Annotated in this window: 16 protein-coding genes; 6 read left to right on the top strand and 10 right to left on the bottom strand. The window is 61.6% G+C overall.

What is annotated here, in order from left to right; all coding sequences use genetic code 11:
* Nucleotides 1–24: 24 nt before the first annotated feature.
* The 7 genes from Q7F16_RS00230 to Q7F16_RS00200 all read right to left on the bottom strand — a co-directional run bounded on the left by Q7F16_RS00230 (nucleotide 25) and on the right by Q7F16_RS00200 (nucleotide 6,401).
* A complete protein-coding gene (locus tag Q7F16_RS00230; protein WP_409555609.1) occupies nucleotides 25–1,230 on the bottom strand; it encodes a DSD1 family PLP-dependent enzyme in 1,206 nt (401 codons plus the stop codon).
* Between the two features lie 182 nt (nucleotides 1,231–1,412).
* Complete coding sequence (locus Q7F16_RS00225; RefSeq protein WP_409555369.1) at nucleotides 1,413–2,297, bottom strand: alpha/beta fold hydrolase; 885 nt, start codon at nucleotides 2,295–2,297, stop codon at nucleotides 1,413–1,415.
* A complete protein-coding gene (locus Q7F16_RS00220; RefSeq protein WP_014339012.1) occupies nucleotides 2,284–3,189 on the bottom strand; it encodes a DMT family transporter in 906 nt (301 codons plus the stop codon). Before Q7F16_RS00220 ends, Q7F16_RS00225 begins: the two co-directional genes overlap by 14 nt.
* 5 nt (nucleotides 3,190–3,194) lie before the next feature.
* Nucleotides 3,195–3,806: a flavodoxin family protein gene (locus Q7F16_RS00215; RefSeq protein ID WP_014339011.1), complete on the bottom strand. Its 612-nt coding sequence runs from the start codon at nucleotides 3,804–3,806 to the stop codon at nucleotides 3,195–3,197.
* Between the two features lie 3 nt (nucleotides 3,807–3,809).
* Nucleotides 3,810–4,493, bottom strand: a complete 684-nt coding sequence (locus Q7F16_RS00210; RefSeq protein WP_003200648.1) for an iron-containing redox enzyme family protein — start codon at nucleotides 4,491–4,493, stop codon at nucleotides 3,810–3,812.
* A 1-nt stretch (nucleotide 4,494) separates the two neighbouring features.
* On the bottom strand, nucleotides 4,495–5,040 hold the full coding sequence (locus Q7F16_RS00205; protein ID WP_046062793.1) for a hypothetical protein: 546 nt from the start codon (nucleotides 5,038–5,040) through the stop codon (nucleotides 4,495–4,497).
* A gap of 8 nt (nucleotides 5,041–5,048) precedes the next feature.
* Entirely contained in the window at nucleotides 5,049–6,401 is a 1,353-nt protein-coding gene (locus tag Q7F16_RS00200; protein WP_046062794.1) for a phenylacetate--CoA ligase family protein, read from the bottom strand.
* A 657-nt stretch (nucleotides 6,402–7,058) separates the two neighbouring features.
* On the opposite strand from Q7F16_RS00200, the gene Q7F16_RS00195 reads away from it, so the two are divergent.
* From Q7F16_RS00195 to Q7F16_RS00185, 3 genes are all read left to right on the top strand, one after another.
* Nucleotides 7,059–8,528: an anthranilate synthase component I family protein gene (locus Q7F16_RS00195; protein ID WP_046062901.1), complete on the top strand. Its 1,470-nt coding sequence runs from the start codon at nucleotides 7,059–7,061 to the stop codon at nucleotides 8,526–8,528.
* Nucleotides 8,525–9,109, top strand: a complete 585-nt coding sequence (locus Q7F16_RS00190) for an anthranilate synthase component II (protein ID WP_409555368.1) — start codon at nucleotides 8,525–8,527, stop codon at nucleotides 9,107–9,109. Before Q7F16_RS00195 ends, Q7F16_RS00190 begins: the two co-directional genes overlap by 4 nt.
* 81 nt (nucleotides 9,110–9,190) lie before the next feature.
* The gene (locus Q7F16_RS00185; RefSeq protein ID WP_003200638.1) at nucleotides 9,191–10,009 is read left to right on the top strand and encodes an autoinducer binding domain-containing protein; all 819 of its coding nucleotides are present in this window, start codon (nucleotides 9,191–9,193) and stop codon (nucleotides 10,007–10,009) included.
* Here the strand turns inward: Q7F16_RS00185 and Q7F16_RS00180 are convergent.
* Nucleotides 9,948–10,961, bottom strand: coding sequence for an AraC family transcriptional regulator (locus Q7F16_RS00180; RefSeq protein ID WP_046062795.1), 1,014 nt, complete (start codon nucleotides 10,959–10,961; stop codon nucleotides 9,948–9,950). The two genes, Q7F16_RS00185 and Q7F16_RS00180, sit on opposite strands and share 62 nt — an antisense overlap.
* A 201-nt stretch (nucleotides 10,962–11,162) precedes the next feature.
* On the opposite strand from Q7F16_RS00180, the gene Q7F16_RS00175 reads away from it, so the two are divergent.
* Together Q7F16_RS00175 and Q7F16_RS00170 are read left to right on the top strand one after the other, a co-directional pair.
* A complete protein-coding gene (locus Q7F16_RS00175; RefSeq protein WP_409555367.1) occupies nucleotides 11,163–12,014 on the top strand; it encodes a 3-hydroxybutyryl-CoA dehydrogenase in 852 nt (283 codons plus the stop codon).
* On the top strand, nucleotides 12,001–12,621 hold the full coding sequence (locus tag Q7F16_RS00170; RefSeq protein ID WP_409555366.1) for a TetR/AcrR family transcriptional regulator: 621 nt from the start codon (nucleotides 12,001–12,003) through the stop codon (nucleotides 12,619–12,621). Before Q7F16_RS00175 ends, Q7F16_RS00170 begins: the two co-directional genes overlap by 14 nt.
* Before the next feature lie 9 nt (nucleotides 12,622–12,630).
* On the opposite strand, the gene Q7F16_RS00165 is transcribed toward Q7F16_RS00170, so the two are convergent.
* Both Q7F16_RS00165 and Q7F16_RS00160 read right to left on the bottom strand, forming a co-directional pair.
* Complete coding sequence (locus Q7F16_RS00165; RefSeq protein ID WP_046062798.1) at nucleotides 12,631–13,266, bottom strand: response regulator transcription factor; 636 nt, start codon at nucleotides 13,264–13,266, stop codon at nucleotides 12,631–12,633.
* A 4-nt stretch (nucleotides 13,267–13,270) separates the two neighbouring features.
* On the bottom strand, nucleotides 13,271–15,556 hold the full coding sequence (locus Q7F16_RS00160) for a PAS domain-containing sensor histidine kinase (RefSeq protein WP_409555365.1): 2,286 nt from the start codon (nucleotides 15,554–15,556) through the stop codon (nucleotides 13,271–13,273).
* A gap of 238 nt (nucleotides 15,557–15,794) precedes the next feature.
* On the opposite strand from Q7F16_RS00160, the gene Q7F16_RS00155 reads away from it, so the two are divergent.
* Nucleotides 15,795–17,417, top strand: a complete 1,623-nt coding sequence (locus Q7F16_RS00155) for an acyl-CoA synthetase (protein ID WP_409555364.1) — start codon at nucleotides 15,795–15,797, stop codon at nucleotides 17,415–17,417.
* Nucleotides 17,418–17,456: the final 39 nt, after the last annotated feature.

Raw genomic sequence — 17,456 nt, 5'->3', positions numbered from 1 at the left:
CAAAAGCTCGCCTCCATGCTCCAATCAGTACACAGGCCAGGTTTCAACAATCTTCCCGCCGCGCACAGCCAGCAAATCACCAAATTGCAGCAGCACGGATTCCGTCTGGGTCGGCCGTAAAAACACCTGGTCCTCCACGTTCAACCCTACGGCCGGCGAGCCGTTGACCATTTCCTGATTGGAGCTGCGACCATAAAGCTCATTGCTTTGCAGGCCCTTGGGTGACTCGAACTCGGCCATCCAGTTACCGCCGTAGAGGAAGAATGTCGCGCGCTGATTAGGGTCCCACCAGGAGAACAATCGGGACTTGTCATCCAGGGCTGGGAAATTGACGGCCCCCGTGCTCTTTAGCACGGGCGTTGCAATAAAGGCCGCCGGCACATGCTCGGCCAGCGATGGCAGGTCGTAATGGGTCGGTTTGAGAAACGCCGTCCCCACCGAGACCTCGCTGCTCAAGCGTTCCTGTTCATGCATGCCGTAGCTGGGGCTGCCGGCCGTATTGAGCGTAAGCCCGTCGTGCCAAAGCGCGGGGAAGTGTTCGCGAACGTAACTCACATGGCCGTTGTAAATGACCATCACCTTGTCGAACAACGCCTGTGACGAACCGAGGACCCTGGGCACGCCCATGCCGACAAACGGGTCATACCCCATGAAGCCTGAAAATTCGAGCTGCTGCGGATGGGCACTGATCAGCGTCAGCATCTCGCCGAGTACCGCATGGCCAGCGACTCCGCCACGGTGCAGGCCGACATCCAGCTCGATATTGATCCGCATCCGGATGCCCAGGCCTTGCGCCAATGCCAGGTAATCCATCAGCCGCCGGGGGGTGTCGAGCAGCCATTGCAGTTGCCTGGAAGGATCGAAGGTTCCTTTGTGGGTTTGGTAAAACACCTCGGCCGAGCGTACCGGTAAAGGCTTGCCGAGCAAGATGTCAGCCTCGGGAAAGGTCACTGCATCGTGATTGAGAAACGGCTGATGAAACGACATCAGCCGTCGGGTATCGGTACGTTTGGCGATGTACGCCAACAGTCCCGGTGATGGCAGGGATTTCTCCACCAGACGCAAATGTTTACCGGCGCGGGTGACGGATTGCTTGACCACATTGATATTGTGATCGAGCAGGTCCAGGTCAATCAGCATCACGGGGCGCATCGGACCATGGCGCTTCAGCTCCTGGTTCAGCGCGCGAAAGTACTCGTTGTAAGGGCTGCCCCGATCGCTCGGACGCAACAGCGCCCCCGCCCCGACCATCAATGCACCCACTCCTGCGGTGCCGAGCATAAAGGTTCTACGATTCATCAAGACGCTCCCGCGTGCGCAGTCAGGTGCACGTTACGGCAGCGGTACCCGGCTGTTGAGGCTATGGGAGGTCAGAAAGGGGACTTTGGCGGCCAGGCTTTGATCGAATCCACCTAACCCCTGGACGTCGCAATGAACCGTGTAATGGCCGCCACCACCTCGGCGCCCCGTTCAAGATAGGGCACATGCCCGCAGTCCTCGATGAACTCGCCGCGTGCATCGGGGAGTTGCCGGAGCAGGTTCTCCAGGGTCGCCGGCAGGAACACCTGGTCATGCCGCCCCCAAATCACCAGCATCTTGGCAGCAATCTGTGGCAACCGTTCGAGCAGCATGTCCAGGCCTTCACGACGGAAATCCTCAACGACCCGCTGCACAGCGGCAAACCTCGACCTGCCGCTGGCCGCCATGGCCTGGGCCAAGCGCCCTCCTACCTCAGGCGGCGCCTTGAACACCAGGCTCCAGAAGCGCTTCATCTCCTCGACCGTACGATAGCCAAACACCGTCCCCGGCCCTTGCAGGCTGGCTTTCAATGTGGGGCCTAGCGCTTGCTCACCCAGACCGGCAGGCGCCAGCAAGACCAAGTGACTGACACGCTGCGGGTGTTTGGCGGCATACAGGCCGGCCACGCACCCACCCAAAGAGCTGCCGACCAGCACGAAGGGGCCCTCGACGAGCGTATCCAGCAGGCCTTCGAGTTCCGCCAGCATTGCCTGGGGTCCAAAGCTAGCGCCCGCCTCGTACACGGATTGGCCATGCCCCGGCAAGTCGACGAAAACGCAATGGTGATGGCGCGCCATGCCCAGCATCGCAGGGCCCCACTGGTCCTTGCTGGCACCCAAGCCATGGAGCATGACCAGCGTCGTCCGTGGGTTCCGTGCAGGGTTTTGCAGATAGGCCAGGCGTCCATGTGTACCGGTGTGCCAGCGCAGTTTCAAACCGAACTGCCAGCGGTGGACCAGGCGCAAAGTGCCGAGCAGCAGTCGATCAACGCGGTTCATCCGCCACTCCTTGTCCTTTGTTAGCCGCCTTGAGGGAGAACTTTGCCGGCAGGCGCAGTTGGCATAGCGCCACACCTGACAGCGTCAACACGGCGCCGATCACCAGGCGCTGGCTGAAACCTTCGGCGAGCATGACCTGGCTGACAGCAATCGCGAACACCGGCACCAGGAGCAGGTACGGGCTCAGTTGCTGCATCGAGTTGCGGCCGAGCAACCAGAACCACAGGCCGAACCCCAGCAAACCACCACTGAGCGCGGTGTAGAGCACCGCCCACCACGCCTGGGCGCTGGCCGTGTAGACGCGTGTCCATTGCTCGCCTTCCTGGACGAACGACCACAGCAACAGTTGCGGTGCGGCGATGACCGCCGTCCAGGCACTCAAGGCCAGCGGATCCAGGGGCCCGAGACGCTTGGTCAACACTGACCCGGCAGCGAATGCCAAGGCCGCCAGCGCCACCAGCAACATGCCGATGAACGTCCCGCCCGCCGATGGCGTAGCCAGTAGCACCAGGACACCGGCGAACGCCAGCAAGATGCCCGCCAGGAGCCTCAGTTTCAGGACTTCCCCCAATAACGCGAATGCCAGGACGAGGGTAAACGGTGCCGCCAATTGATAAATGATCGCCGAGGTGGAGGCATCTACCCGGGCGATACCGCAATACAGCAAACCGAAATGCAAGGTCCCGGTAATCGTGGCGATCAGGGCCACGGACGCCAACTGCTCACGCTTGACGCGCTTGAGCAGCGGCAGGAGAAACAGCGCCATGATCGCGTAGCGCATGGCGACCATGAGGATAGGCGGCAACTCGGCGCCGCCGATTTTCACTGCGGTGACCTGCGCGCCCCAGAGAAACGCGACCAGTAACGCGAGCAATGAATCTTTCAATGGCATGACAGTTATCCCTTCTGAAATTGAATGGGCCGCAGGATTCTTTCCGGCTTGCCTGTCGCAAGGGCTGGGGGGTTAAGTCGACAGTGATGCTCACAGAGCCGGTCCAATGTCTCGCGCAGGGCCTGTTCCGCTTCAGGATCGTGGGCCAGCTGGGTCTGGAAGCACGGTGGAAATCCCGAGCCGACCAGAATCATTTTGTTGAGCAGCACGTTCAGCGCGACCTGGGAGAAAACCGCCGTGTGTCCATAGCGTCGGCCGACGACCGCAATCGCCGCGAGCTTGTCGCGCAGCGGACGCTCCCGTGGTCGCAGGAAGCCATAGCCGACTCGCTCCAGAAACGCCTGGAAGCGACTGTTGGTGCCGTAGGCATGCATGACGGGGAGATAGAGCACCGCATCGGCGCGGTCCAGCCGCGCCACCAACTGCCCGACGTCGTCCTGCACTTGGCAGTCCTGGTCGGCACAGGCGTTGTCGGCGTCGCAGTAATCGATCCGGTAATCCTTGAGCCAGATGTCATCGACCGCGACCTCCTCGCCCAGGTGGCGGCGCACAAGCGCCACCACCCGTGCACTGACACCACAAGGTCGGCTTGACCCGACAATGATGGTCAGATTCATGATTCAGGACGCCTCCCGCAACCCTTCTTCGCCAGCCAGGTAGGCGCGCAGCGCCTCTTCCATCAACTGCCCGGTCAGCCACAGCGTGACGCGTGCCACTTCCTTGATCTGACGGCGATCTTCTTCGGTCTTCACCGCACGTTGCATCGCCATACGCACTTCCTCGGCGTGCTTCTCGTCGATGGTCGAGTGGGCGACGAAGAAGGTCATCTGCTCATCCTTCAAGCCCAGGTCGGCACGGAACCGTTCCAGGATCGGTTGGATGTGCTCGTAGACGTCCTCGGCCCAGTAGCTGTAGCCCAGGCGAGCGATCGGCCCCTTGCGGATAGCCACATCGTTGAGAAAGGCGATCAGTGCCTGGGTCGGCGCCAGGGGTGCCGGCATGGCTTGCGGCAGCAGCCCGACCGACTCGAGGTCACGCAGCACCATGCGCTCGTGGCCCAGCTCTTCCAGGGCGTGCTTGTAGACGAAACGCAACAGCGTCGTCTCCTCTGGATCGGCACTGAAGGCGCAGGCAGCCTGGTTCACCGAGTTGTAGCGGGTGTAGTGGTAGACCTGCAGCATGAGCTGTTGATAGAGGGCTGGCGGCGTCGGGTTGTCCAGGCTGAATTTCCAGTAGGCGCCCTGCTTGATCTGGGCCCAGCCCGCGTCGACGATAGCGTCGAGTTCCTTGAAGAATGCTTGCATTTCAATTGGCTCCTTTAACATTGAGGTAAACACTTTCGAGTTCCAGGTACACGAGGCTGTAGCGCCGCTCGACCTGTTCCCCGGTCCAGGTAACGTCATCCACCAGCACGCGCCCGCCCAGGCCGACATAGAGCGCAGCCAATTGACCGCGGCACAGTGCCGAGATGAATCGCAGGTGGGTGTTGGCTTTCAGCCAAATGGCCGCTTGCAGGAGAAACAGGCGCAGGTGCCGACCGCCGCGGTATCGCTCGTCCAGCACCAGGCGATTGGCATCGAAGGCATCCGTCGATTGTTCGAAATAGGCCTGCACGTCGACCGCTCGCTCGACGAAGCTCAGGCCATGACCCAGGGGGGTGACGCGCAACGTCCCGACCACTTCGTCCTTGTCCAGGTAGACCAGGTGATAGGACAAGGCGTCGCGCACCTGCTCCCTGCGCTCGAAGTCATCCTCCCGTGCCGGGTTGGTCCCCAGGTAGCGACTCCTGAGTTGCCGGACGGACTCGAACAGTTCATTGGCGTTGTCGATCACGCGAACAGACAGGCTCATCGCTGACCTCACTGGCCTTGACGCTGATCGACGATGCGCGCTTCTTTCCAACTGAACCAACTGCCAAGGTTCACATGCTCGGCCAGATCGCCCACCACCATGACCGTGGCATCGACCCCCAGCCGTTCGCGCAGGCGCTCCTTGATCAGCAGCACCAGACGCCCACGATCGCCTTCGAAGAAGCGCGACATTTCCAGCTTGGCGATGACGGTGTCGCGATCATTGGCGCGACTGAGGATGATCTGGTAGCCAAGGCATTGTTCGACGCCTTCAAGCAGCGCCTGCTCGATCTGTGCGGCCGAGAAGGCGCGATCGTTCAGTTGCACGGCATCCTTCACCCGACCGACGACCTTGACGGTCTGGCGCATCGATTGCGGATAGCCGGGGCGCGACTGGATCGAGACCAGGTCACCCGTGCGGTAGCGGATCAACGGCTTGCTGCCAGGGATCAGCATGGTCACGCACAACTCACCGTCGCCGGTGCAGCCCAGGCTTTCCCCGGACTTGGGATCGAGCACTTCGATGATGTAGTTGAGGCGATGCGGCACCAACTGGTCGTTGGCGTTGCAGGCCGCGATGATCATCGCTTCCTGGGAGCCATACAGGCTGTTGTAGGCCTGCGCGCCCCACAGGCTGTAGAGGTTGTTCTTCAATGCAGGGGTGCACAGCTCGCCGCTCATCATGAACGCGCGCAGGGCGAAGTCCTCGCGTGGGTTCAAGCCTTGGCGCTCGGCTTCCTTGGCCATGGCCAGCAACAGCCCCGGTGCCGATGCGAGCACGCCGATCCGCAGGTCCTTGAGCAGTTGCAGGGCCTTGGGCCAGCCGATCACCGGTGAGTGCGGCCAGATCTTGGCATTGCACAGGTCAAGCTGGGTGCAGACATCGCCCAGGGTGTCACCGAAGGAATGGACCTCGGTGGGTCCCATGATGCCGACCACGGTCTTTTCGCCCGGGAAATGCTTTTCGATCACGGCCTGGTAGGCCATGGCCAGTTGGCGATTGCTCGCGTAGCTTTCCTTGCGGTCCCGCGGGCATGGCGTGGCTGGCCCGGTGGTCCCCGTGGTCTCGTAATAGAAGATGCTGTCTTCCAACGGGCCGGACAAGATGTCGAAGCCAGCCTCGCGCAGATCATCCTTGGTCGTGAATGGCAGGGTGGCGAGGTCATCCAAGGTCAGCGAACGCTCGTCGACCTGGGCAAGGTGCCTGGAATAGAACGGCGAGGACCGCTTCACGTGGCCGATCACTTCCCGTAACTGTGCCTGGTGCCAGGCCGCCAGCTCGGTGTCGCTGAGGACGTCGGTCCAATAGGCATGATGAATCGGATCGTACCGCTTCTTGAATGTCTCTAAATGCTCTTTCATTTCAGCCGCTCAGGTTTGATGGGTTACTGGAACTCAACGGCCGCTACGTTAGTAACAGAACTTATAAATACCCAGCTGCGCTATCTCGCAGTTGTGCGCGCACGAGTTTCTTGTTAAAAGCACGCGCGGTTACATACGCGCAGGGGTAGCTCTTCGCCCGGTCGACATTCAGAAATGAATCAAAGATTAATATTCCCTCAGCAGTTGACAGCCCCAGGGCACGCTGGTAATTTCGCCGCACTGCCAATTATTCCCGCAGTGCTTAGCCAAGACTGGGATGTCTAAAAATGTACTATCACCTTTCTGCTATCAGTTCCTCCCACAGCTATCCCGACAGCTGTTCCCGGGCCATTCTGGCCATCTTCAAAAGCAATATCTGGCGTCGCTAATCTAGCGAAGACCGGAGCCTGTCTGCTGCCTGCCAGCAACGTCCTGATCTTTCCCCTCTGAAATCGAAGGCGCTCGCGCCTTGTGCCCCGCGCAACAATTGGCTGCAATCCATTGCAAGCTTTTTAGTGCGCGCGACATGAACAGCGTTCGCCCCGCCTATTCAGAATATCCGTCAACACGTATTTAAAGTGCCTGCGCGCTTTATATTCCCGTGGTGCTCTCTTAATCGAGCGCCTGAATCGTTACACCTTGAATATGGTATTAACCGTGAATAAAAATCTAATTGGCGTAAATGTTCTTCGTCGCGAAGAACGTCGACCTACGGATGCACTTGGCATATATGCAAATGCACTGGAACAACTGGGTCGCGAGTCTGTTTTCATTCTTGAATCACTGTCCGGCCCAAGCCGCGATCGCCGGGCGACGATCATCGGGCTCGAACCGCTTTTCGAGGTATGTATCAATGAGGGCCAGGCCCAACTGCGAGGCTGCGCCGCCCTGTGTGAACATTTGTCCGCCAGCCTGCGGCAAGCGGGTATGCAGGTCGACCAGGAACACAAGATCCATCTACCCGACAGCGAGGCGGCGTGGAACCTGCTGCGGGCTATCCAGGCAACGTTCCAGCCTGCGTCCAATGCCCCTTCCAGCCTGGCTTTCTTCGGCTATTTCGCCTACGACTGCGTTCGCCTGATCGAGCGACTTCCCGATCTGGCCAAACAGACCTACGACTACCCGCTCATTGCCCTGTCGGTCTATCAGACCCTGGTTTATTTCCACAGCAATGGCATCGTCGAAACCCTGATCAACAACCACGATCTCTGGTCGCCCCGTACGTTGGAGGACTACCCCTTCCTGAGCACAACCCCGGCAGCCGAGGCGCTGGCTCCGCTACCCTACCCCGAGGGCTTCGAGGAAGAGCGCACGGTGACCCCGGAGCAATTCGTCGAGCGTGTCGAAGTGGCGATGGAGCACATCCGCGCCGGCGACGTCTACCAGATCCAGCTCGGCCATGAGATTCGCATCCGCTCGCAGGTTTCGCCGTTCGATGTGTACCAGAACCTGCGCCTGCGCAACCCTTCCCCCTACATGTACCTGGCCCACGTAGGCGGCATCGACCTGATCGGCGCCAGTCCGGAGCTGTTCGTCAGGATCAAGGACGACTTGATCGAGATGCGCCCGATCGCCGGCACCGTGGGCAAGAAACCTGGCGTCGATCCGACTCAGTTGGTCCTGGAGCTGACCCGCTCCGAGAAGGAGCGCGCCGAACACCTGATGCTCATCGACCTGTGTCGCAACGATATCGGTCGCGTGTGCCAGGCCGGCTCGCTGGAGGTCGATGAGTTCATGCTGGTGGAAGAGTACTCGCACCTCTACCACATGGTGTCGAACGTTCGCGGTTTGCTGCGCCCGGGCCTGGATGCCTACGATGTGATCAAGGCCTCGTTCCCCGCGGGCACCATGTCTGGCGCGCCCAAGGTCAGGGCGATGGAGCTGATCGAGGGGATGGAAAGCAACCGCCGGGGCATTTATGCCGGGGCCCTTGGCCTGGTCGGCTTCGATGGCAGCGTCAACACTGCGTTGTGCATCCGCTCGACGGTCTTCGACGAGGGCACGTACCACTTGCGTGCATCCGCCGGAGTGGTGGCCGATTCGGTGCCAGAGCTGGAATGGAAAGAGACGCTGTACAAGATGGGTTCCGTCTATCGGGCAGTGACCGGCCAGGAGATCGCACTGTGAAAGTATTCTTGATCGACGCCTATGACAGCTTCGTCTTCATCATCAGCCAGTACCTGGAACAACTGGGGCTGGAAACCCACGTCGAGCGCCACGACGTACCGGACCTCATCCAGCGCATTGAAGCGTTCTCGCCGGATTTCTGCGTGCTGGGCCCTGGGCCTGGGCATCCGGCGGATGTGGGCTACATCGAAGTGATCAAGCACTTTCAGGGGCGCCTGCCGCTGTTGGGTGTGTGCCTGGGTCACCAGGCCATCGGCCTGGCCTTCGGTGCCCAGGTTTGCCGGGCCCCACACGTGATGCACGGCAAGGTGAGCACGATCGAGAACGACGGCAAGGGCGTCTATGACCACACCCAGGCACATGCGATTCGGGCGACCCGCTACCACTCGTTGATGATCAGCGAGCAGCCGTTACCCGACTGCCTGGAGATCACATCCAGATCCACGGACGACGGCTATGTCATGGGCGTGCGCCATCGCCACCTGCCGGTGGAGGGCGTGCAGTTCCACCCTGAAAGCATCCTCACCGAAAACGGCCTGGACCTGTTCCGCAGTTTCATCCGGTGTCACGTGCACAAGTGATCCACCCGGAAGGGGCCTGCGCCCCTTCTTTCCCCCGCACTGCGACTGCTTCATTCCTGCTACAACTAGAGCGATCCGTTTATGGACAAACACCACTCCCCCGCCTGCGGCCGGACCCAGGCCGAGCGTGCCGCTACGCTGACCGCCTTCACGAGCCTCGCCAAGGATGCCAACCGTTGCGATTGGGAGCGCCTGCTGAACAAAGTGCTGCGCCAACTCGGCTTCGGCAGCTACCTCATCAGTCTGGGGCCGGTAGCGCCGAGGGATACCGACCCTCTCGCTGGTCTCATCACCACCTTTCCCAAACGCTGGCTGGAACACTACCGCTGTGACGGGCTGATCGAGATCGACCCGATACTCAGGCACTGTCGACGCGAACTGGTGCCGCTTTTCTGGGACAGCGAACGACGGCGCGCCCGGGGACGCTCCCGGCACTTCTGGGAGCAACGCGAGCAACACGGCCTGCGCAGCGGCGTGAGTATCCCGCTGCGCTACGAAATGCTCAGGGGAACACTGAGCGTGGCCTTCGACGACACACAGATCACCGAACAGAAGGGTTTTTCCAACCCCGCCGTCTATCAACTGTTCATGCTCATCCCCTACTTGCTCGCCGGGATACGACATCAGTTACAACGACCTGCCCAACCGCGCCAGGACCTGACGCCCAAGGAAATGGACTGCCTGTATTGGGCCAGCGAAGGCAAGACCACCTGGGAGATCAGCCACATCCTGACCTGCTCCGAACGCACCATCGACTTCCACCTGCTCAATGCCCGACGCAAGCTGGGTTCGGTAAGCCGCCAGCAGGCCGTCAGTGCTGCGGTGGCCTGTGGGCTGGTCATGCCGACCGCTGGAAGCGTGCACGATAGCGACCGGGGCTTTCGCCGGTCCATTTCTTGAAGGCACGATGAAAGGCGCTGGGCTCCTGAAAGCCGGTCTGTTCGGCAATGTCACTGATGCTGCTGCCGGTCTGGCGCAGCAGCTCGACGGCCAGCCCACGACGGACCTCGTCCTTGATTTCCTGGAACGAACTTCCTTCGCGCTCCAAGCGTCGACGCAAGGTGCTGGGGCTCATCCGCAAGTCACTGGCAAAGGCTTCCAGGGTCGGCCACTGGCTGTAATGGCTGTGACGCAGGCACTGATGAAGCCGCGTAGCCAGGCCATGCTGATTGCGAAAACGGATCACCAGCCATTGTGGCGCACTGCGCAGAAATACCTTGAGGGAGGCCAGGTCCTGAACGACTGGCAAGCGCAGGTAGCGGCTGGCAAATTCGATTTCCGTGCGCTCGGCGCCAAAGCTCAGGTTGGGCCCCCAGAGCAGCGCATCGTCGCTGAGGGCCAGGCGCGACTGACGAAAGTCCGCGCGATCGATGGGAATGCGCCGCCCGCCCAGCCAACACAGCAGGCTGATCATCAGCACAAGGAAGGTTTCCTCACCAAAACGCCGGGCATCCGGGTCCGCCGAGCACGTCTGCAGACTGATCACCGCCCGCTTGCCACGCACGCTGAGGCTGCCGCGAAAGTCCCTCAGGAACAACCCGAAGTTACCCAGGCACTGGCGCAAGGCCTTGCCCAGGTCGGGTTCCTGAATCAATCCCCGACAAATCAGGGCAAAACTGCCGACCGGCATGCCGTGGGAATCCAGCTGGAAGAACTCGTCCTGTAGTTCGCGAATCTGGATCAGCCACAAAGCAGCAAAAGCGCTCGCTGAAACCCGGGCCTCAGGCTGCCCCAGCAACGCCGGGTCGATGCCGGCCTCGGCCAGTATCGCCGCCAGCCGTTGAGGCTGGTCCCGCAGCGCGTGGATCATGGTGTGCACGAAGTAGACCGCGACCGAATCCTTTTCCCGCATAAACCCAGTTTCCCCACTTCCCGGATGGCAAAAAACGCCAGCATCGCTGAGCAGTTATGGCATAGGCCCACCCAACGGCGGCCTCTAGACTGGCGGCATTAAGGGGCACGGCACACCATCTGTCGAGCCCCCTCCAGCGGACCGCGTCCAAGGCCAGCCATTGACTGCGCTGGGGCGCGCTAAAAAAGGGAAACACCTCACATGCATCTGCACACAATCGGCGTGATCGGCGCCGGCACCATGGGCAACGGCATAGCACAGGTTTGCGCCCTGGCCGGTTTCGAAGTGATCTTGCTGGACATCTCCGGCAGCGCCCTGGAAAAAGCCCTGGCCACCGTGACCAAGAACCTCGACCGGCAAATCGCCAAGCAGACCCTGAGCCAAGCGCAGAAACATCTCGCCCTGGACAAGATCCGCACCAGCACCGACTACGCCAGCCTGGCCGATGCACAACTGGTGATCGAAGCCGCCACCGAGAACCTCGAGCTGAAACAGCGACTGCTGCAACAGGTTGCCACTCAAGTCAGCAGCGACTGCGTGATCGCGTCCAACACCTCTTCCCTCTCGATCACACAACTGGCTGCCGGCGTCAGTCACCCCGAACGTTTTATCGGCCTGCACTTCTTCAACCCGGTGCCGGTAATGGGCCTGATCGAGGTGATTCGTGGCCTGCAGACCCACGACGCGACCCACGCCATGGCCCTGGAAATGGCCCGACGGCTGGGCAAGACCGCGATCACCGCCGGGAACCGTCCGGGCTTCGTGGTCAACCGGATCCTGGTGCCGATGATCAACGAAGCCATCCTGGTCTTCCAGGAAGGCCTGGCCAGCGCCGAAGATATCGACGCGGGCATGCGCCTGGGCTGCAACCAGCCCATCGGACCGCTGGCCCTGGCCGACCTGATCGGCCTGGACACCTTGCTGGCAATCCTGGAGGCGTTCTACGAAGGCTTCAACGACAGCAAATATCGCCCGGCTCCACTGCTCAAGGAAATGGTCGCCGCCGGCTATCTGGGACGCAAGTCCGGGCGGGGTTTCCATGCCTATGGCTGAGCGTTGTTCGCGCTTCGCCGAAAGCCGGGACAAAGCCTTGGAACTGTTCGCCAGCAAGGGCTTCGGCCAGGTCGGCATGCGGGAGCTGGCGAGCCACCTGGGGCTGACGCCCGGCTCGCTGTATCACCATTACCCAAGCAAGCAGCACCTGCTGGCCGATCTGATCGAGGAGTTTTTCGAGGAGCTGTTGGCCACCCTCGGGCGCATTGAACAGCAACCCCGGGACAAGCGCGGCAACCTGCAACGGTTGATCCGCGCCCACCTCAAGCTGCACCGGGAGATGCCCTGGCATTTTCGCCTGGTGGAGCGCGACAGCGGGTGCCTCAACCTCGAGCAACAACAGCGGGTGCAGCATTTACGCGAGCAATACGAACGGCGGCTGTTGCTGATGTTGGGTGCTCCTCGGCGCCTCCCCTCCCGGGCAATAGCCGCGGCCGGCCACGCCATTGCCACCCTGCTCAACAGCGCGCCCAGTTGGCTGGCGCACCACCCCCTTGGGCAGCACGAACACGATGAGTTGCTGGAGAACCTGCTCGCTGGCGCCATAGAACGGGTGTTGGCGTCCAAGGTCGCCGCCGAACCGACATTGCGCGTCACCGCGGCCTGAGCCAAGCCCTCAGCGCAACTGCAACGGGTCGATCAGGCCAGCGACAATCGCCATGCCCACCAGTTGCGGCAGGTTCTCGGCGCCCATGCGCTTCATGACCCGGGAACGATAGAGGTCGATGGTCCTGACATTGACCCCAAGCTGCTCGGCAATCTCACGGTTGGTGTAGCCCCGGACCAAAGGCAGCAACACGTCATTTTCCCTCGGGGTCAAGCTCTGCAGCCGGGCCTGCACCCGCGCCTGGCCCGCACTGACGGTCTGGCTGTCGTCGGCCAGGCTCAAGGCCTGTTGCACGCTGTCGAGCAGCAACTGTTCGTTGTAGGGCTTTTCGATGAAATCATGGGCCCCGGCCTTGAACGCCCGCACCACAATCGGCACATCGGCATGCCCACTGACGAAGATTACCGGCAGGCGCAGCCCACGGTTGCGCATCTCTTCCTGCACGTTGAGCCCCCCCATGCCTGGCATGCGCACATCCAGCAGCACGCAGCCATTGAGCGGGTTGTCGCAGGCCTCGAGAAATTCCCGGCCACTGGTGAACGAGAGGGCCTTGAGGCCCACGGACTCCAGCAGCCAGACCGTCGAGTCGAGCATGCCTTGGTCATCGTCGACCACATACACCACCTGCTCCGCCACACTCACCATTGCCTTACTCCTCTTGTTGTCGGGCCGAGCCGGCCAGGGTCGGCCCCGGCAAGTTGCAGCGCATCTGCAAGCCCACGGCCAAGGGCCGGGCCTGCAACTCGCCACCAAAACCTTCGATGATGCTGCGACTCATGGACAGCCCCAACCCCAGGCCGTTGACCTTGCTGGAATAGAATGGGGTGAAAATCTGCTCCAGTTGCGCCGTCGGCACGCCGTGTCCCTGGTCGCTGACACTGACCTGCACCCCGCCGTCGGCCCCAGGCTCGACCGCCAGGACGATCTGCGACGACTGGCCGGGATGGGCCTCGCGATTGGCCTCGATGGCGTTGCGCAGCAGGTTGAGCAGCACCTGCTCCAGCAGCACCCGGTCGGCGTAGACCAGCGGCAGATTATCCGGCAACCGCTCCACGATCTCCACCTGGCAACTGTTCGCTTCCCAGAGGCACAGGCGCGTGGTTGCCCGGGCCACTTCACTGAGGTCCAATGCCTCCATACGGCGGCGACCTTTACGCAGAAAGGCGCGCAGGCGCTTGATCACCTCCGATGCGTGATTGGCGTGTACGGCGATCCGCTCCAGCCCCTGGGCTACCTTCTCGGCGGCCTCGGAATGACTGCCCAGGGCCTGCAAATAGCGCTGGCTGGCGTTGGCATAATTGACCACCGCCGCCAGCGGTTGATTCATCTCATGGGCAATGCCCGAGGCAAGTTCACCAAGGGTCACCAGGCGCGCTGTGTGAGCCAGTTCGTCCTGATGATGACGCTGCTGGGCTTCACGCAACTCTCGTTCAGACTGGTCGTGAGCCACCAGCGAATAGAAACGCTCGCCACTGGCCGCGCGATGGGCCAGAAGCATCAACGACACCGGCACCGAAGCCCCTCCGGCCGGCGGTTGCAGGCGAGCCTCGATGCTCCAGCGGCCGCTGCGCTCGGCATAATCCCACCCTTCCTGTTCCAGGCTGGCCAGCACCTCGGCGCTGAGAAAGGCATCCAGCGTAGGCAGGCTGTGTTGCGCCTCCAGTCCAAGGGTGCGCCGCGCCGCCGGGTTGAGGTAGGTCACCGCGCCATCGGGCTGGATGAACAGCACCGGGTCGGTGTTGGCTTCCACCACCTCCGCCAAACGGCGCTTGTTTTCTTCGGCCTGGACCCGGGCGGTGATGTCCCGAGACACGCTGATCACCTCAACCACCGCGCCGGTGTAGGTTTCGCGAATGGCACGGCACGCGGTCTCGAACCACAAGTAATGGCCGTCGCGATGGCGAATGCGGTAGGTCATGGTGTGATAGCCGTCCAGCTCCAGGGCATCGCGGGTGCGTTGCATCAGGCCAGCCTGGTCCTGCCGGTGAAACAGGCTGTGGGCCTGGCGCCCATGCAGCTCCTGCGGCCAGTAGCCAAGCAGCGTCCAAGAAGCCAGTGACGCATCGAGGAAGCAGCCGTCCGGGGTATGGCGGGAAATCAGATCGGTGGTATTTTCGGTGATCAGCCGGTACAGGCGCCGCGCCTTGGCCGACTCACGCTCAGCGAGGATCTGCGCGGTGGCCTGGCGACAGCGGGCCAGCACGCGATTGGCCTTGGGGTCGGGAATGAACGTCCAGATCAGGATCTGCTCGGCGACCTGCACCTCCACGTTCTCGATGGCTCGCTGCTGAGCCAGACAGGCCTGTACCAGGTGCGAGTGGCTGACCGGCAACAGGCTCGAGGCATCGACCAACGACAGCTGTTCGAGCAGCGCCATCAGCGCCTCATTGAGCTCCAGCGGTCGGCCTCGCGAATCAAGCAATGCACTTGGCTGCGGGTCATGGCCGAGCAGCGGCGAATCGCGCAACTGGCCACCGACACTGGCCAACAGCAGATTCAGCAATTCGTGGACGGCCACCAGCCAGTCCTGGCCCACTTCCGGCTGTAGCTCAACCAGCAGCAAGCCTTGCTGCCCCGACTGCAGGGTCAACTCCAGGACCTGGCCATGCTCGAGGGCCGCACGACGCAGACGACCGGCCAGCCAGCAATCGAGCTGGCGCACCTGCGTCAGCTCCAATCGTCCCTCGTCCTGCAAACGCTGGAAAAGCGCCCGGTCACTGCTTTGCAAAGCTTCACCAAAGCCCGGCGGCAAATGCCGGGCACGGCCTTCATGCCGATAGATGCCACTTGGCGCATGCCAGCTCAGGTAGACCGCCCGGCGGATTTGCGCGCAATCCTGCAAGGCCCGGCAAAGGGCATCGGCGCAAGCCGCCAGGGCCATGCCATCACGTTGCAGGCGCAACCAGCCGTGCAAGCGAACGGAGGTGGAGATCATCAGGAAACCTGTCGTGAAAAGAGGATCAGCAACATATGGTATATATACTATACAACTCAGGTAGTACTTCCATATCAATCGGCAAACAGTATATAAATTCCCCCGGATAAGTCACCGAGCTTTTCTGTGGTGAACGCGTCTGCCGACAATCGCACTGCGATTCAGCTGGCACCGGCAGCCCGTGACCACGAGAACCTCGGCCAATAGAGCTAATAATCAGCCACCGGGTACCCCAGCCATGTCCATCTACGAGCAAGGTCTTGCGCCAACTGGCGTCAACCACATCGCCCTGACCCCCCTGAGCTTCATCGAGCGCACCGCAAGCGTCTATCCCGATTACCCGGCCGTGATCCACGGCTCGATCCGGCGCACCTGGACCGACACCTACAGCCGCTGCCGGCGCCTCGCCTCAGCCCTGGCCGGACGCGGCATCGGTAAAAACGACACGGTGGCAGTCATGCTGCCGAATATTCCGGCCATGCTTGAAGCGCATTTCGGTGTGCCGATGATCGGAGCGGTGCTCAACGCCCTCAACGTACGCCTGGATGCCGAGGCCATCGCATTCATGCTGGCCCATGGCGAAGCCAAGGTGTTGATCGCCGACCGTGAGTTCCATGATGTGGTGCAAGCGGCCATCGGCATGCTCGACCACCCGCCCCTGGTGATCGACCTCGACGATCCGGAGTACGGCGAAGGCCAGGCAAACAGTGAACTGGACTACGAGGCGTTTCTTGCCGAGGGCGACCCGAACTTCGCCTGGCAGTGGCCAGACGATGAATGGCAGGCCATTTCCCTGAACTACACCTCTGGCACCACGGGCAACCCCAAAGGCGTGGTCTATCACCACCGCGGCGCCTACCTCAATTCCCTGGGCAACCAGATGACGTGGGCCATGGGCAATCATCCGGTGTACCTCTGGACCTTGCCGATGTTCCATTGCAACGGCTGGTGCTACCCCTGGACCGTGACCGCCCTGGCCGGCGTCCATGTGTTCCTGCGCCGGGTCGATCCGCAAAAAATCCTCAACCTGATTCGCGAGCATCAGATCACCCATCTTTGCGGTGCGCCCATTGTGCTCAACGCCCTGGTGAACATGCCCGACTCGGCCAAGGCCGCGATCGATCATCCGGTCAGTGCCATGGTTGCAGGAGCGGCACCACCGGCCAAGGTGATTGGCGCCGTCGAGGAAATGGGTATCAAGGTCACCCACGTCTACGGTCTGACCGAGGTCTACGGGCCGGTGACTCTCTGCGCCTGGCACGCGGCCTGGGATGAGCTGCCACTGGAACAGCGAGCCCAGATCAAGGCTCGCCAAGGCGTACGCTACCCTACCCTGGAAGGGTTGATGGTGGCCGATCCAAGAACGCTCGAACCAACGCCTCATGACGGCCAGACCATCGGTGAGATCTTCATGCGCGGCAACACCGTGATGAAGGGTTATCTGAAGAACCCCAGCGCCACCACCGAAGCCTTTGAAGGCGGCTGGTTCCACACCGGCGACTTGGCCGTCACCCATGCCGATGGCTATGTGGAAATCCGCGACCGGCTCAAGGACATCATCATTTCCGGTGGCGAGAACATTTCCACCATCGAACTGGAAGGCGTGCTCTATCGACATCCGGCGGTTCTGGAAGCCGCCGTGGTGGCCCGTCCTGACGAAAAATGGGGAGAAACCCCCTGCGCCTTCATCACCCTGAAATCCGACCGTGAAGAAGTGCACGAAGCCGAGATCATCAGCTTCTGTCGCGAGCACCTGGCAGGTTTCAAGGTGCCACGCACGGTGGTTTTCACCCAGTTGCCCAAGACTTCCACCGGCAAGATCCAGAAGTTCGTACTGCGCGACATGGCGAAGAATCTCTAGCCCGATCGCCGAAAAACCCCAGGTATCGCTGACAGCCCC

Source organism: Pseudomonas sp. Lb2C2, from assembly GCF_052112205.1.
Classification (GTDB): Bacteria; Pseudomonadota; Gammaproteobacteria; order Pseudomonadales; family Pseudomonadaceae; genus Aquipseudomonas; species Aquipseudomonas kilonensis.
The sequence above is the reverse complement of the archived record's forward strand: the minus strand, read 5'-3'. Positions and strand labels throughout refer to the sequence as shown.